This window comes from Micromonospora sp. NPDC048040, assembly GCF_055587185.1.
The window spans coordinates 178,391-193,566 of the sequence record NZ_JBVJGT010000009.1 but is presented as its reverse complement, the minus strand read 5'-3'; the positions used below and the strand labels follow the sequence as shown (position 1 = coordinate 193,566).

Genomic DNA, 15,176 nt, shown 5'->3' with positions numbered 1-15,176 from the left:
CCACTCCAGCGACACACGAACCCCTCACCCAGCAGACCCGACAATCATGTCAACGCACCGAAAGACGGCTATCGAGGATTTCCCAACGGAGTCCTGAACGGCCGGGTTTCCACGCCGCAAATCCGATGAGCTTTCGGCAGCGGCGGCAAGGGCGCGGCGCGAGTAGTTGGTCTTCGGTGAGGCTGGCGTGGGGCAGGAGCCGGATGTCGGTCAGGTGCGGGGTGCCTTCGGTGAGGGTGCCGGTCTTGTCGAAAGCGATCCGCGTGGCGGTGGCGAGTTGTTCCATCACCACGGCGGACTTGACCAGCACGCCGTGCCGGCCGGCGTTGGCGATCGCGGACAGCAGCGGCGGCATGGTGGCCAGCACCACCGCGCACGGGGAGGCGACGATCATGAAGGTCATTGCGCGCAGCAGCGTCGGTTGGAGCTCGGCACCCAGCGCCAACGGGATCACGAACAGGGCGATCGTGGCGGCGACCATGCCCACGGAGTAGCGCTGTTCGATCTTCTCGATGAACAGCTGCACGCGGGCTTTCGTCGCGCTGGCCTCGGCGACCATGGCGACGATCCGGGCGATGACCGTGTCGCTGACCGGACGGGTTACGCGGACGCGGAGCGCACCCGTGCCGTTGAGGGTGCCGGCGAAGACCTCGTCGCGACCGCAACCTGTCCGAAGCGCCGATCGCGTAGCCGAGTAGCCACGCGAGTAGCCGAGGCGGTGGATTCCGCCGGACGGCTTTGAGCGTCGGCGGATGCCTCGCACCCGGTCGGTCGAGGTCGAGGCGAACCGAGCCAGGGGCGGGGGCTCGGCTGGCTTGGTCAGCGGCGATACGTCAGCTCGAAGTCGAGCCGCCAGTCGACACCGTTCTCGGACGTCTCCCATTGCCCGTCGATCGTGTCGCCAGCCGGGCTGAGCGTGCCAATGAAGCGTTGGTTGAAGCCGGGGGCGTCCCGCGTCAGCCGCCAGACGCCGTCGGCGAAGGTCATCCGGTAGACCCGATGCACGCCGCGCGCGTCGGTGTACAGCATGGTGAACTCCTCGCCGGCGTCGTCGAGCCCGATCAGCGACGTCGTGGGCAACGGGTTGTTCTCTCGCCAGGCCTGCGGTGCGCTGGCCGGCGGCGGCTCGGCGTCGGAGAACTGCCGCAGGAACCTGCCGTCCTCGACCCAGGAGAATTCTGTCCACCCGGCACCGAGTCCCTGGACCTTCGGCTGCACCGTCCACCGGCCGACGAGCGCGTCGAGTCGCGCGAGCGCGGGATGCCGCTCCGTCATGTCCGTACCTCCTGCTCTTGGCGACAGGCCTCACGGTAACCGCGAAGGCACCACGCTTCAGCTCCGTCCGGTCCGCCCGCCCGGCCCGACCGGGTCCCAGTTGTTGGTCGATGAACAGCAGCAGGTACCACCACCAGGGTGCCGAGGGCGTCACCATGACGGTGACGCCCTCGGTCAGCGGATGCATGGTGCTGCTTGCGGTGCTACGGCTTGCAGATCTGGTACGCCTTCTGGAAGCCGGATTCGCTCGCCGCGTCCTGCACCGCAACGAACTCGCCGTCACCGAACCCCCACCCGGCCGGCGCGCCCGTCGAGGAGTCCATCACCCACAGGTCGCGGCCGTCGTCGCAGCGGAACCCCCCGACGACCTGGACGCCGCCGGAACGGTCGAGACATCCGCGTTCGGCCTCCGCTTGCTCGATCTTCTGACCTGGCTTGAAGAGGTCGCCGCATGCACGCAGGGCGGGCGTGGTCGGTGCCGACGCAGGGGCGGTGCTGCTGTCTCCGTCTTCGCCGCATCCGGTCAGGGCGAGCAGTATGGCAGCGGCGGCGGTAAATGTGGGCGTGCGGATCATGGCGGGCACCATACAGAAATCGGCCGAGGTTTGCTGGCCCTATCGGCGCGCCCCGCGAGCCGAACGGCGGACCCGAATTCCCGTCCGAGGCAGGTCTTCGCGGCTTGGAGCGACTCTTCGATCCTCCAGCGGCGAACGGCCACCGACACGAGAACGTTGCGCGACCGTTGTCGGTTGTCGCCGCCTGCGGAGCGGTGTGGCCAGAAATCCCCACATCAGAATGCGTTCCGTTCACCACCCGTTCCCGGGCGCGTCAGGCCGGGCCGTTGGGATGTCGAGGAACAGATGCCCGACCTGTCCGGAAGGCAACGCCTCATGTCACAGTCCCCGTCCATGCTGCCCCGACGTCGCTTTCTCGCTCTCGGCGGTGTCGCCGCGGGTGCGGCGGTCCTCGCCGCCGAGCCCGCTTCGGCGATGTCCACTGCCTCGGACAGCCGGGTCACCCTGCCGGGCTACGTGTTCACGCTCGGTGTGGCGTCCGGCGACCCGACGCCCGACGGTGTCGTGCTCTGGACCCGCCTGGCACCGGACCCGCTCGCCCTCGACGGACTCGGCGGCATGCCTGATCGCCCTGTCCTGGTGCGGTGGGAGATGGCGGAGGACGAGAACTTCCGCCGGGTGGTGCGTCGCGGCGTCGAACGCGCCACCGCCGACTGGGGGTACTCGGTGCACGCCGAGGTGCACGGCCTGCGGCCGGACCGCGTGTACTGGTACCGGTTCCAGATCGCCGACCAGGTCAGCCCGGTGGGCCGTACCCGCACGGCGCCGCGCCCCGGGACTGTGCTCCGCTCGCTGAGCTTCGCGTTCGCGAGCTGCCAGGCCTACACCGACGGCTACTTCACCGCGTTCGAGCACATGGCCCGCGAGAACCTGGACCTCGTCGTCCACCTCGGCGACTACATCTATGAGGGCGGCGGCGCCGGCTCGATCGGCCGCGCCCACTACCCGGCCGTCGAGACGTTCTCCCTGACCGACTACCGGATCCGGTACGCCCAGTACAAGCTCGATCCGTCGTTGCAGGCCGCGCACGCCGCCGCGCCCTGGGTGGTGGCGCCGGACGACCACGACGTGGAGAACAACTGGGCCGGTGACCACTCCCAGCCGGACACCGAGCCGGACCAGGATCCAGCCGTGTTCCGGCTCCGCCGGGCCGCCGCGTACCAGGCGTACTACGAGAACCTGCCCCTGCGGGCGTCGTCGATGCCGCAGGGCCCGGAGATGCAGGTCTACCGGCGCCTGCAGTTCGGCGACCTGCTGCAGCTCGACGTGCTCGACACCCGGCGGTTCCGTGACCGGCAGCTCACCGACGCGTCGCTGCGCTGGGACCCGATGCGACAGATGCTCGGCGCCGAGCAGGAGGCGTGGCTGCTGGCCGGGCTCGCCGCGTCCACCGCACGGTGGAACGTGCTCGGCAACCAGATCTTCGCCATGGAGGCCGACCACACCGCAGGCCCGGACGAGCGGTACGGCATGGACACCTGGGACGGGTACGCCGCTGCGCGCCAGCGGCTCTTCGCCGGCGTGGCGGAGCGGAACGTCGAGAACTTCCTCGTCGTCACCGGTGACGCCCACCGCAGCGTGGCCGCCGATCTCAAGCTGGACTTCTCCGACCCCGGGTCGCGGACGATCGGCACCGAGTTCCTCGGCACGTCGATCAGCTCGGGCGGCAACGGGACCGACCACGACAGCCTCGGCGTGACCTGGCTGGCCGAGAACCCGCACATGAAGTTCCACAACTCCCAGCGCGGGTACCAGGTGTGCCACCTGGGCCGTGACGAGATGCGCACCGACTACCGGGTGGTGCCGTTCGTCAACGCGCCGGGCGCGCCGGTGGCGACGCGGGCGAGCGTCCACGTGCAGAGCGGACGGCCCGGGGTGGCGCACGTGTCCGCGTGACGGTGTGATCCGAGCGTGGCGGGCCGGTCCGACGGCTCCGGGTCGTCGGACCGGCCCGCCGCTGGGCTTCACCACGAACGGCGACCCGAGCCGTCGGGGTGGCTGCCGCGGCCGCCAGGCGGGCGGCCGGGCCGGCGAACCGGTCCCGGCCGTCCGCATTCTGGCCGCTGGAACTACAGGTCGAGCGGCTCGATCCAGATGTTGCGGTACTGGACGGGGTTGCCGTGGTCCTGCAACCGGATCGCGCCCGTCGCCGGGCCCTCCGGCCGGTTGCCACCTGTCGGGCCGAGGATCTCGACGTCGTCGTGCACCGTGACGCCGTTCCACACGACGGTGACGCGCGCGTTCTGGACCTTGTTGCCGGCCGCGTCGTAGCGGGCCTGCCGGTAGACGATGTCGTACGTCTGCCAGGTCTGGGGCGGCAGCGCCGCGTTCACGTCGGGGGCCTTCTGGTTGTAGATGGCCGCGGCGTCGTTGATCTGCGGCGGGTCGATGCCGAACGAGTCCAGCACCTGGATCTCGTAGCGGTCCTGTAGGTACACGCCGCTGTTGGCGCGTGCCTGCCCGGTCACGTCCGGCGGGTACAGCGGCAGGTTGAACTCGACGTGCAGGCGGAAGTCGCCGAAGGCCTGCACCGTGCGCAGGTCCCCGTTGCGCACCGTCATGGCGCCGTCGGCAACCGTCCATCCGGGTTCGCGCCCGTCGCTGTGCTGCCACTCGGTGAGCTCTCCACCGTCGAACAGCGTGATGCGCTCGCCGTGCGGCCGGACGGCGAGCACATCGAGGTTCACGTGCCCGGAGTCCGCGGCCTCCTTGCGGTACTCGACCAGATTGCGACCCTTGTCCAGGCGCACGGTGGTGGTGACAGTGCCCCACTCCTTCCAGGTCACCGTGGAGGGAAAGACCGTCTGCCCCACCCGTTCACCGTTGACGTACAGGCTCAGCTGCTTCTCGCCCGAGTAGGGGTTCGGGCCGTTGCTGTAGCGCATCGCCAAGTCGTATGTCCCACTCTCCCGCACGTCGACGGAGATGCTGGTCGACGAGCCGTTCTGGGCGAACCCGGCAGCGAAGCCGGCGCCGGAGTAGGCGGCGTGGTCGGTCGCCATGCCCACACCGACCGTGCGGCCCTCCTCGGCCTCGAAGAAGGTCTGCGGCTGCACCACGCGTCCCGGGATCTCGTTGAGCGTGTACCAGGCCTCAGTGTTCCACAGCTCCTCGCCGTCAGCGGAGGAGAACGGACGCGGGGAGCGCACGTGCACCACGCGGTTCTCCTTCAGGCCCGCGATCCGCAGCTTGACGGTGCGGCCGTCCGCCGACAGTTCGGCCTTGGTCACCTTGAGCGTCTCCAGCTCGAGCTTGGGCCCGCCGTACTGGCTCGTCGCACCGTAGCGCCACTGCGTCACCTGGTACGCGTCGGCGAGCTTCTGCGCGGTCTCGGCCGACAGCGGCTCGGTGTACTCCAGCTCGAACCCGACATGCGACGCGCGCATCTGCTTGACCTCGAAGACCGAGGTGCCGTTGGGCGTGAGCTTCTGCAGGCCGTACGTCAGCTTGCCCTCCTGCCCCCAGTTGCCGCCGGCCCCCAGGCCTCCCACGTAGAGCGCGCCGTCGGGGCCGAGGGTCACCTCGTTGATGCCGGACTCCAGTCCCTGCGTGTGCCGGAACACCGCACCCTGGTACTGCCCCTCGACCTTCTCGAGGAACACTCGCTGCAGGCCGCCGTAGGTCACGTCGCCGACGACCAGCTGCCCCGCGTACGGACCCTGCTTCAGCAGTACGGGGGTGGATGGCGAGTTTCCGATCTCGTTCTGCGGAAGCCAGACGACGGGACGCGTCACCGGTTTGTCGTCGAACCGGCCCGCGGGCGTCGTGTAGTGGTTGTAGAACGCTCCTTGCTGGATCTCGACCAGCTTGGACGCCGGCAGCCAGCCCCCCTGGTTGTCCGTGACGAAGACCTCGCCGCGTGGACCCCAACCGATTCCGTTCGGAGTGCGCAGCCCGCCAGCGAGATACGTGATCTCGCCCGTCGCGGCGTTCACCTTGATCGAGGTGCCGCGGTCCGGCGCGGGCTGGGGCACCGTGGTGGCGCCACCGTAGTTGATGGCAACCGACAGGTTGAGATAGAAGTACCCGTCCCGGTGGAGCAGACCGAACGCGAACTCGTGGAAGTTCCGGCCCCACGGCCAGGTCGCGACCGTCCGGCGGTCATCCGCGTCGCCGTCGCCGTCGGCGTCGCGCAGGGCCGTCAGCTCGTGCTTCTGGCTGACGTAGACGGTCCCGTCGACCACCGCCACCCCCTGGGGTTCGCGCAGCCCGTCCGCGAACTTGCGGTAGGTCACCTGCGCGGGGCCGCTCTTCCCGGTGACGCCCTCGACCACGTAGACCTCGCCGGTCATGCTGTCGGTGCCACCCCAGGTGGAGATGACCAGGTCCCCGTCGGGCATGAAGTCCATGCCGGTGACCTGCGGCCGGAAGCCCTCGGGACGCAGGTCGGTGAGGGTGTACCCCGGGTGTACCCGGTCGAGGGGCAGGCCGTCGCCGGCCGAGTCGGTTGCCCCCTCGCAGTACTTCCAGCCAGGGGCGGTGACGCGCACGACGCCTGCGTCGGTGCTCAGCGCGGAGGTCGGCACGAGTTCGAAGCCGTCGGCGCCGGGGCGCCGCCATTCGAGCCGCAACACCTGGCCGCCGCCGTTGTCGAAGAACTCGACGAACAACGGGTGCAGGCCGCCGCTCAAGGTGACCGATCCCTCCCGGGAGGTCTCGCCGTGCAGGCCGTCGTGGTCGACGACGAGCTGGTCGCCGATCGTCAGGCGTGACCCGTCGTCGCTGGTGAGCCGGAACGTGTAGTCACCGTCGGTGGGCACGGCGAGGTTGGCGGTCACGTGGCTGATGAACCGGTCGGACAGGCCGAACTCGTCCGTAGCGGTCCAGTTGATCTGCGGCATGAGCTTGTCGACGTTCGGCGTCTGCGCGGGCTTCAGGGTGCACAGCGCCGACAGCGGGACACCCATGTCGTACGAGCGCAGGGTGACGCCTGGTTCCTGTGGCGGGACATCGGCGGTGGCGGGTGCGGCTGTGGCCGGAGTGACGGGGGTCGCGGCGAGCAGGGTCGCCGCAGCGGCAGCTGCGGCCGCGAGCGCGGCTCGACGCCGCCGTTGTTTCGGTGCGGTCATGGTTCCTCCTGGTGGGTGCGGCTCCCAGGCGGGAAGAGCCGTGCAACTTTTCTCCCCCGGACCGGTCATACGCTCCCGTGAGACAAAAGATCGATGGGTGACGTTATCACTTTCCATCGATCTATCCGAACTTTTGGATGGAGGAAGTGAAAGTCGCCCGCAGACGCGATCATCGGGTCGCGGTTGCAGCTCAACAGGGTGGTCATGATCTGGGTGCCTTGGAGCTGCCGCAGGACCGCGCGCGGGAGCGCGGCGTCGCTCATGCAACGAAGCTTCCCCGGCGTCCCGGACACCGACAGGAGGTCCACGCCCACCATCGCCGAAATGGTCTTTCGGGATCAACGCGCGGTGCAAGCGCGGCGCGAGCTGGCCACACTCGGCCCCGCTGGCGGCCTCCGGCGGGCATCGGCCGCTCGCGGCCAACCGGGCTCGCGCTACGCGCTGGAAGCCATGATCGCGGCCTCTATGCGCAGTCCGATGCCTGTGAGGACAAGGAGCCCGGCGAGGAAGTGCGGCTCGGCCAGCCCTGCGTCGCTGGAGATCGTGAGCACGGAGATCAGCAAGCCCGACAGCAGTGCGGTGGTGCCCACCACTCGGGTGGTGGCAGCTCGCCGAGATCGAAGGTCCACGGCGGGACCGTACCGGACGTCGGGCATGAGGGCCGTCCGGCTCCGGGAACCACTCCTCCGGCGCTTGCGGCCTGCCCCGCGGGCGGCCTCCGGCCGTACTCGGGCCTTCCGCAGTGCCCCGTCCGGCTTCCACGACCGTCTACTGGTCGGGCGGTCTGGCTGCGTCCAGAAGCGTACGTCAGTGGGAGGCCGCGCCGGCCTGCACTCATCGGGGGACTGGGCCGGTCGTAGGTCGTCCGGAGAGGCCGTCGGCTGGAGACTGGCAGCACTCGGGCGCGTCTTCACGTTCCTGCTGCGACGGATGGGCGCGGCCGGGGTGGGTGGGTGCTGGGTCATGGCCCCGCCGGGCAGGTCCTGTCTCTTCGAACGCGTACGGGGGCGGTACCCGCTCGTGCCCGCACCATGCCGAGGGTGGCCGGTGAGGTGTGTGTCAGGAGTTTCGGATGGGGCGGCAGGAAACCGGAGAAACGATCAGTCGAGAACCGCGAGCGGTGCCGGCCCTTTCAGCGGGTGCCGACACCGCTCGCGTCTGTCACCGCTTGGCCTGCTGTTTGGCCATCTGCGGCTGTTCGCCCTTGCCGACTCTTCGCAGTGCCTCGCGCAACTGCTCCTCGGTCATCTTGGAGTTACCCTCGATGCCCGCGTTGTGCGCCTGCTGGCGGAGTTCGTGCAGCCGTTCCCGGTCACCCATGTCGGCCTCCCCGTGGTGCGGTGGCGCGGGCGGCTCCGCGCGCCACTCCGCCCGTCGTCTTCCCGGGTGGGCCGTGCGCAAACGGCCTCAGTCGGTGCCCCGCCCGCCGGGGTGGTCCGGTGCCTTGGTTCGGCGCTGCGGGTGATGACGCTGAGATGGCCTTCGGGCTCCTCCGGGACCTCCTTTTCGCAGTCGACAGTGCCGGTCAGCGGGCCTTCTTCGTCGCCCGCTTCCGGGGCGGCGTCAACAGGTCGGCTATCGCCGCGATCGCGGACGGCACCAGGCGGTAGTACGCCCAGACGCCGCGTTTCTCGCGCTCCAGCAGGCCGGCCTCGGTGAGGATCCGAAGGTGATGACTCACGGTCGGCTGGGAGAGACCAAGCGGGGCGGTGAGGTCACTGACGGACGCCTCGCCCTCCGGAGCGGACTGGATCAGACTGAGCAGTCGCAGTCGGGCCGGGTCGGCGAATGCTTTCAGCACTCCCGCGAGCCGCTCGGCATCGGCACGCTTGATCGGCTCGCCAGTGAGCGGCGAGACAGCAGGCATGGCAGTTTTCGCAGTTCCCACGCCTTCCATCGTTCCACCAACACGGTCGATAGGCCGGTGGAACCGCGATCAGTACCCCGATGGCGGTCGCGAGACCGGTTGCGAGGGAAGCTGGGGGCGGGGCGGTGAGCGTGCCGTCAGGGAGCGTCATGGTCACCGTGCGGGCGGGCGGCGTACCGGTCTCGCAGCCGTCTCGCCGTCCGAGATCCGTCTCACCCGGACTGGTGACGAAGCGGTACGGGCGGAATCCGTCGCCCGAGCTGGTCGGCCTGTCCGTCCCGCCACCGCCGGGCCGACCTCGTCGGCGGCGAATCGCCAGCGCCGTCGCCGTGCTCACCGGCGGGTCAGCTCGGCCAGTTCCGCACGCCCCTCGGCCACCCGGGCGGGCAGCAACAGCAGAGTGCAGGCGCGTTCGAACCGGGCGTCGTTGCGCTCCCAGGCCTCGACCGAGGCGGCCAGCACGTCCTCGTCGTGGTGCAGCCGCCCGGCGGCGCGGGTGAGGCAGGCCACCGCCCAGTCGTTCTCCGCGCACACCGCCGCTGCCGTGGCGAGGCGTTCGGCCGCGTCCGGCAGTCCGGCGACGACGGCGAGTTCGGCCGCGGCGGCCCGGGCGTACGGCTCGTACCTGCTCTGCGGGTAGTCGCCGAAGGCGCGCTCGGTCAGCGCCGCCGCGTCGCCCAGCCGACCGGTGTGCACGGCGACGCGCGCGTCCACGAAGGCGAGGAACGGGACCAGGCTGGGCAGGTGCTCGGCGTCGGCGAGGCCGGTGACCTGGAGCGCGCGGCCCCGCCACCGGCTGAAGCGCTCGCCGTCGCCGAGCAGACCGTGCGCGAGCGCGGCGGCCAGGATGACCGGCGCCAGCCAGGGTGCGGGCGGGCTGCCCGCCCGTTCCCAACCGGCCCACATCGCGCCGGCGTGTCGCACCGCCGCCGCGAACTGCCCGGTGAGGGCGAGGGCCGGGATCAGCTTGCTCGGCGAGGCGTACGGGTGGTTGCTCACCAGGTCGTCCTGCTGCACGCGGCGGGCCGCGGCCAGCGCGGCCCGCAGGTCTCCGGCCGCGATGGCGTAGGTCGCCGCCATGTGCAGCGCGTCGACGATCTCCGGACCGGCGTACGGGTCGTCGCGCGGCAGCGTGGGCAGCAGGGCGATCCGTTCGCCGGCCACCCGATGCGCCTCGCGTAGCCGTCCGGCCTTGGTGGCGGCTGCGCTCACCGCCTCCAGGCCGGCGCTGACCAGCACAGGGTCGCCGGCGGCCCGGGCGGCCGCGACCGCCGTCGCGGCGAGGTCCGGATCCGGGTCGCGCCACTGCCCGCCGGCGGCCCATGCCGTCGCCAGCGCGAGGCAGGCCGCCGTCGCTGGCCGGTGCGGCGCCCCATTGGCGGACGCCTCGTTGAGCAGGTCGCGTAGCCGCTGCTGGGGTATCTCGGCGGCTGGCTCCGAGCTGAACCGGTTGGCCAGCTCCACCGCCCGGGCCAGCGCGACGGCCCGGGCGTCGCCGTCGCCGGCCGCGCCAGCCTGTTCGGCCGCGGCCAGCAGTTGTCGGAAGGCCCGTGGGCTGGAGTTGGTGACGATCACGACGCAGTCGGCCGCGCTGCGCAGGTCTCGGGCGGCGGCGCCCGGGGAGGGAGCGTGGGCGGCCGCGCGCTCGAAATGACGGGCGGCTTCCAGCAGAAACCGGTGCGCGTACGTGAGGTGGCCGAGTGCGCGGGCCAGTTGGTGGGCGAGTGGGCTCGGTCCCGGCGGGCAGTTCGCCAGGGCGGCCCGGAGGTCGTCGGCGACGGCGTGGAAGTCGTCGCGCCAGTCGCCGACCGGCCGGCCCGCCGACGGGGCCTCCGGCCGGTCGCCCGTTCGCGGGTGCCCGCGCGGCCGGTCGGCCAGCCGCCGCTCCAGGCCCGCCGCCGTCGCCGCGGCCCAACGTAGGTGCCGCTCGCGCAGCGCCGGCTCCTCGCCGGCCCCGGCGAGCCGCTCGGCGGCGAAAGCCCGGACGATCTCCAGCAGTCGCCACCTGCTCACCGCCCCCCGCTGGTGGACGACGAGGCTCTTCTCCACCAGCCGGCCGAGCAGGTCGGCGACCGCACTGGGCTCGGCGGTCTGGCTGACCGCCACCGTGGCGGCCAGGTCGAAGCTCCCGACGAACACCGCCAGGCGCCGGAACAGGGCACGTTCCTCGTCGTCCAGCAGGTCGTGGCTCCAGCCGATCACCGCGCGCAGCGAGCGGTGCCGTCCGTCGGCCCCGCGCCCACCGGCCAGCAGGCGCAGCACGTCGTCGAGGGCGGCCAGCAGGCCCGCCGCGCCCAGCGACGCGCTGCGGGCGGCGGCCAACTCGATCGCCAACGGCATTCCGTCGAGCCGGGCGCAGAGTTCGGCGACGAGCGCTGGGTCCGCGCTGAAGTCCGGGTCGACCGCCCGGGCCCGGTCGTGGAAGAGGGCCACCGCGTCGGTCGTCGGCGGCAGTGGGGCCACCGGGACGACCTGTTCGCCGGGTACGGCGAGCCGCTCCCGACTGGTGGCCAGGACGGTCGTGTCCGGGCAGGCCGAGAGGATCCGCTCGACGAAGCCGGCCACCGGGTCGAGCAGGTGCTCGCAGTTGTCCAGCACGAGCAGGGTGCGGCCTTGGCCGAGGCGGTCCGCGATCGCGGACAGCAGCGGCTGCTGCGCCCGTTCGGTGACCCCGAGCGCGGTCGCCACGGCCTGGGCCACGAAGTCGTCCCGGACCGGTACGAGATCGACGAACGCCGTGCCGAGCGGGAACGACCGCGCCGCCGCCGCGGCGGCCACCACGCACGCCAGCCGGGTCTTGCCGACCCCGCCCGGACCCACCAGGGTCACCAGCCGGTTGTGTTGGAGGGCGGCGAGGATCGCGTCCCGCTCGGGACCGCGCCCGACGAACGCCGTACGCGGGTCGGGCAGCCCGGCCAGCGGGCCGGGCGGCGCGGCGCCGCCCGCCGGCGGCTCGGCGAGTGCCGCGAGGTCGAACCGGTCGGCGACGCCGTACTTGCGTAGCAACGACGACACGTGGCTCTCCACCGTGCGCACCGAGATGAACAGCCTCTCGGCGATCTCGGCGTTCGACAGGCGGAGCCTCAGCAGGGCGAGTACCTCCGCCTCGCGCTTGGACGGTCGGTCGATTGCTGTCGAGGACACGCGCCATTGTCCCGCACACCCGGGCCCCGGGGGGCGTCCGTGCCGGCTTTCGGTACCCGAATCCGTGGCCGCCACGGATGTCCGACGGCCGGCCCGGGCGCACGCTGGTCCTCGGAAACAGCGAGCCGGTGCCGAGGCCCGGCCGGAACGAGCGAAAGGACCGGAACAATGGCTGACACGAGCGCCGCGCCCACGAGGAAGGTGATCGCCTCGACGTACCTCTCCCTCGACGGGGTCATCGCGAACCCGCACCTGTGGATGCTTTCGTACATGACCGAGGAGGGGCAGCGGTACGCCCTGGAGCAGCTGTTCGGCAGTGACGCCCTGCTGCTGGGGCGCGCCACGTACGAGGGGTTCGCCCAGGCCTGGCCGAGCATGCCGCGCGACGAGGCCGGCTTCGCCGACCGGATGAACAGCCTGCCGAAGTATGTCGTCTCGACGACCCTGCAACGCCTCGGCTGGCACAACTCCACCGTCATCGCCGGTGACGTCGCCAAGGAGGTCGCGGAGCTCAAGCGGCAGCCCGGCAAGGACATCCTGATGTACGGGTGCGGCCGGCTCGCCCGCACCCTGCTCGACAACGACCTGCTCGACGAGCTGCGGTTCTGGCTGCACCCGGTCTTCGTGGGTGACGGGCGGGTGGAGAACGGAGACCTGCTGTTCCGCGACGGCGGTGCGGCGAACCTGAGACTCGTCGGACAGACCGAGCTCAGCTCGGGCGTCGTGATTCTGCGCTACCAGCCGGCGGAGAAGCGGTAGCGCCCGTCCGATCCCACCGGTTGAAGGAGAGCACATGACGTACCCTCCACCGCGGTACCTCGGCGCTGCTGGTGAGGCCAGCGCGACGTACCGCATGGCCGACGCCGCACCAGAGCTCCGCTACACCAACGGCGGTTCGGCGCACTACCTGGCTACCGGCGCCACGACGAGCGGTCAGTTCGGCCTCTACCGCTGGGACATGGGCCCGACACCGAGCGGCCCGGCCCCGCACTTCCACCGCTCCATCTCCGAGTCGTTCTACATCCTCGCCGGCTCGGTACGGATCTACGACGGCAGCCGCTGGATCGACACCGAGCCGGGCGATTTCGTCCACGTGCCGGAGGGCGGGGTGCACGCGTTCCGCAACGAGTCCGGCTTGCCCGCGTCGATGTTGCTGCACTTCGCGCCGGGCGCCCCCAGGGAGGGCTACTTCGAGGGGCTGCCCGGGCTGGCGGCGCTGAGCGAGGAGGAACAGGCCGAGTTCTTCCTCCGCCACGACACCTACTGGCTCTGAAAGGAGGGTGTTCCACGATGCATCCGAAACTCCGTCAACTTGCGGTCACGGCTGACGGACGAAGTCAATCTCGACCGATGCAAAGAACGGCTCAACGCTGACGCACTGCCAGCCGATCGGCTCCACGGCGTTGATGATCAGGTCGATCTCCTTGCGGATGTGCTTCATCGACACTCTGCGGCGGGTATCGATGTCGAAACCGGCGCTGAACGTGACATCGCCCTGGTTGAAGGCGGTTCTGGCGTCCGAGACGAGCTTTTGCATACGCCACGCATGAATCAGCCCCATGTCGGCTCCCTTCTGAGGCAGATCGGTCGTCTGGGCGGTGGTTGCCGCCCGCTGTCCGCCCAAGCGGGCCGATCCGCTCGGCCTCGGCGGCGTGCAGTGGACAGGGGTGGCGGTCGGGATCGGGCCGGTGATGACGGCACCCCCGGCGGCAGTCGGGTTCCCTGTCCCGATCACCCGCCGCCTCGAGAGCATATGGCTGTCCCTCTATGCTCGTAAAGCTCCATTACCGAAACTTGTTCTAGAAGATCGCTCTAGTTTGGCGCTAGTCTGGCGGCTATGGCGGAGACGGTGACGGCGGTCGTGACCGGAGCCAATCGCGGCATCGGGTTCGCGGTGGCCACCGATTTGGTGCGGCGGGGCTGCCGGGTGGTGCTGGTGGCCAGGAGCCGGGCGCGGGGCGAGCAGGCGGTGGCGGCGCTGGGGGCGTCGCCGGGCGGCGCGGGTGGCTCGGCGGAACTGGTGGTGGGCGACCTTTCGGTGTTGTCGTCCATTCGGGCGGTCGCGGTCGAAGTCGACAGTCGCTGCGATCGAATCGACGTGCTGGTGCACAACGCCGGTGTCTGGCCGACCCGGCTGGTACGCACCGAGGACGGGTACGAGCAGTCGTTCGCGGTGAACCACTTGGCGCCGTTCCTGCTCAACCACCTGCTGGAGGAGCGGCTGGTGAGGGTGGTCCAGGTCAGCGCCGGCCTCTACGTCAAGGGCAGGGTGGACCCGGATCGGACGCCCAGGGGCGAGGACTTCCACTGGATGCGTACGTATTGCGACACGAAGCTTGCGAACCTGCTCACCGTGCCGTTGTTCGCGAAGCACTGGGAGAATGCCGGGGTGACCATCGACGCAGTGCATCCCGGCGTGGTCAGGACCGGATTGGGGGACCCCGGCGGGGTGAAAGGCCTGCTGCTCAAGGCGATCAAGCGCCGGTGGGACGCTCCGGAGGCCGGCGCGGCGCCGGTGACGCGCCTGGCGTTCGCGCCCGGTGAGAGATCCGGCCGCTACTTCGACGGTGACCGTCCGGTACCGCTCGCGCCCGTGGCGGACGATCCGGTCCTGGCTCGACGGCTGTGGGATCAGGGGATGGCTCATGTCGCCTAAGCAACAGCGGGGTGAGGCGACTGCGGAGCGGCTGCTGGCCGCGGCGCTGGACGTGTTCGATTCGGCCGGCCAGCCCGGCTTCACGGTCAACGCCGTGACTGCCGCCAGCGGGGTCAGCCTCGGCAGTCTCTACCACCATTTCGGCAGCTTCGACGGGCTGGCCGCGGCGCTGTACAGCCGGTGCATGGCGGCGCTGTTCGATGAGTTGATCACGGCGCTGAGCCGGGCCCGGACCGCCCGCACCGGCGTCCGCGCCATCGTGGCGGCCTACCTGCGCTTCACCGAGGACAACCCGGCCGCAGCGCGCTTCATCCACGCCTCGGCCTACGCCGGCTACCTGGCCGCGCACGCCGAACAGGTGACGGCGGCCAAGGCGCCGCGCATGGCGGCCGTCGCTGGCTGGCTGCGGCCACGGATGGCGGCCGGTGAGATCGCCACCCTGCCGGAGCCCCTGATCGAGATGCTGCTGATCGGCCCGGTGGCGGAGACCGCGCGCCGGTGGCTCGCCGGCGTGCCGGGCATCGACCTCGGGCAGGCTGCCCGCGTGCTGCCCGACCGGATCTGGCGTTCGCTGGCGCCGGACTGAACCC

14 protein-coding genes are annotated in these 15,176 nt (G+C 70.8%); 5 read left to right on the top strand and 9 right to left on the bottom strand.

Going from position 1 to position 15,176, the window contains the following annotated elements:
- Nucleotides 1-49: 49 nt before the first annotated feature.
- From ACZ6O2_RS12995 to ACZ6O2_RS12985, 3 genes are all read right to left on the bottom strand, one after another.
- Complete coding sequence (locus tag ACZ6O2_RS12995; protein WP_466022967.1) at nt 50-763, bottom strand: hypothetical protein; 714 nt, start codon at nt 761-763, stop codon at nt 50-52.
- A 56-nt stretch (nt 764-819) separates the two neighbouring features.
- Nucleotides 820-1,275 (bottom strand): hypothetical protein, encoded by a 456-nt coding sequence (locus ACZ6O2_RS12990; RefSeq protein WP_466022966.1) that lies wholly within the window; start codon nt 1,273-1,275, stop codon nt 820-822.
- A 203-nt stretch (nt 1,276-1,478) separates the two neighbouring features.
- Nucleotides 1,479-1,850 carry a hypothetical protein gene (locus ACZ6O2_RS12985; RefSeq protein WP_466022965.1) on the bottom strand — a complete coding sequence of 124 codons (372 nt, stop codon included), beginning with the start codon at nt 1,848-1,850 and terminating at the stop codon, nt 1,479-1,481.
- A 333-nt stretch (nt 1,851-2,183) separates the two neighbouring features.
- Here ACZ6O2_RS12985 and ACZ6O2_RS12980 point away from each other — a divergent pair, with 333 nt between their 5' ends.
- Nucleotides 2,184-3,746 (top strand): alkaline phosphatase D family protein, encoded by a 1,563-nt coding sequence (locus tag ACZ6O2_RS12980; protein WP_466022964.1) that lies wholly within the window; start codon nt 2,184-2,186, stop codon nt 3,744-3,746.
- Nucleotides 3,747-3,919: 173 nt separating this feature from the next.
- On the opposite strand, the gene ACZ6O2_RS12975 is transcribed toward ACZ6O2_RS12980, so the two are convergent.
- The 5 genes from ACZ6O2_RS12975 to ACZ6O2_RS12955 form a co-directional block, all read right to left on the bottom strand.
- Nucleotides 3,920-6,919 (bottom strand): 3-keto-alpha-glucoside-1,2-lyase-like domain-containing protein, encoded by a 3,000-nt coding sequence (locus ACZ6O2_RS12975; RefSeq protein ID WP_466022963.1) that lies wholly within the window; start codon nt 6,917-6,919, stop codon nt 3,920-3,922.
- Between the two features lie 434 nt (nt 6,920-7,353).
- Nucleotides 7,354-7,509 (bottom strand): hypothetical protein, encoded by a 156-nt coding sequence (locus ACZ6O2_RS12970; RefSeq protein ID WP_350705988.1) that lies wholly within the window; start codon nt 7,507-7,509, stop codon nt 7,354-7,356.
- 571 nt (nt 7,510-8,080) lie between these two features.
- A complete protein-coding gene (locus ACZ6O2_RS12965) occupies nt 8,081-8,239 on the bottom strand; it encodes a hypothetical protein (protein WP_350705990.1) in 159 nt (52 codons plus the stop codon).
- 205 nt (nt 8,240-8,444) lie between these two features.
- Nucleotides 8,445-8,816 carry an ArsR/SmtB family transcription factor gene (locus ACZ6O2_RS12960; protein WP_350705991.1) on the bottom strand — a complete coding sequence of 124 codons (372 nt, stop codon included), beginning with the start codon at nt 8,814-8,816 and terminating at the stop codon, nt 8,445-8,447.
- A 303-nt stretch (nt 8,817-9,119) separates the two neighbouring features.
- Nucleotides 9,120-11,930 (bottom strand): ATP-binding protein, encoded by a 2,811-nt coding sequence (locus ACZ6O2_RS12955; protein WP_466022962.1) that lies wholly within the window; start codon nt 11,928-11,930, stop codon nt 9,120-9,122.
- Nucleotides 11,931-12,098: 168 nt separating this feature from the next.
- Here ACZ6O2_RS12955 and ACZ6O2_RS12950 point away from each other — a divergent pair, with 168 nt between their 5' ends.
- On the top strand, nt 12,099-12,689 hold the full coding sequence (locus ACZ6O2_RS12950; protein ID WP_350705995.1) for a dihydrofolate reductase family protein: 591 nt from the start codon (nt 12,099-12,101) through the stop codon (nt 12,687-12,689).
- 34 nt (nt 12,690-12,723) lie between these two features.
- Nucleotides 12,724-13,203: a cupin domain-containing protein gene (locus ACZ6O2_RS12945; protein ID WP_466022961.1), complete on the top strand. Its 480-nt coding sequence runs from the start codon at nt 12,724-12,726 to the stop codon at nt 13,201-13,203.
- 45 nt (nt 13,204-13,248) lie between these two features.
- Here ACZ6O2_RS12945 and ACZ6O2_RS12940 read toward each other — a convergent pair whose 3' ends face one another.
- Nucleotides 13,249-13,491: a hypothetical protein gene (locus ACZ6O2_RS12940; protein ID WP_466022960.1), complete on the bottom strand. Its 243-nt coding sequence runs from the start codon at nt 13,489-13,491 to the stop codon at nt 13,249-13,251.
- A 276-nt stretch (nt 13,492-13,767) separates the two neighbouring features.
- Between ACZ6O2_RS12940 and ACZ6O2_RS12935 the strand changes: the two genes are divergently transcribed.
- Nucleotides 13,768-14,586 carry an SDR family NAD(P)-dependent oxidoreductase gene (locus tag ACZ6O2_RS12935; protein ID WP_466022959.1) on the top strand — a complete coding sequence of 273 codons (819 nt, stop codon included), beginning with the start codon at nt 13,768-13,770 and terminating at the stop codon, nt 14,584-14,586.
- Nucleotides 14,576-15,172 (top strand): TetR/AcrR family transcriptional regulator, encoded by a 597-nt coding sequence (locus ACZ6O2_RS12930; RefSeq protein WP_466022958.1) that lies wholly within the window; start codon nt 14,576-14,578, stop codon nt 15,170-15,172. Before ACZ6O2_RS12935 ends, ACZ6O2_RS12930 begins: the two co-directional genes overlap by 11 nt.
- Nucleotides 15,173-15,176: the final 4 nt, after the last annotated feature.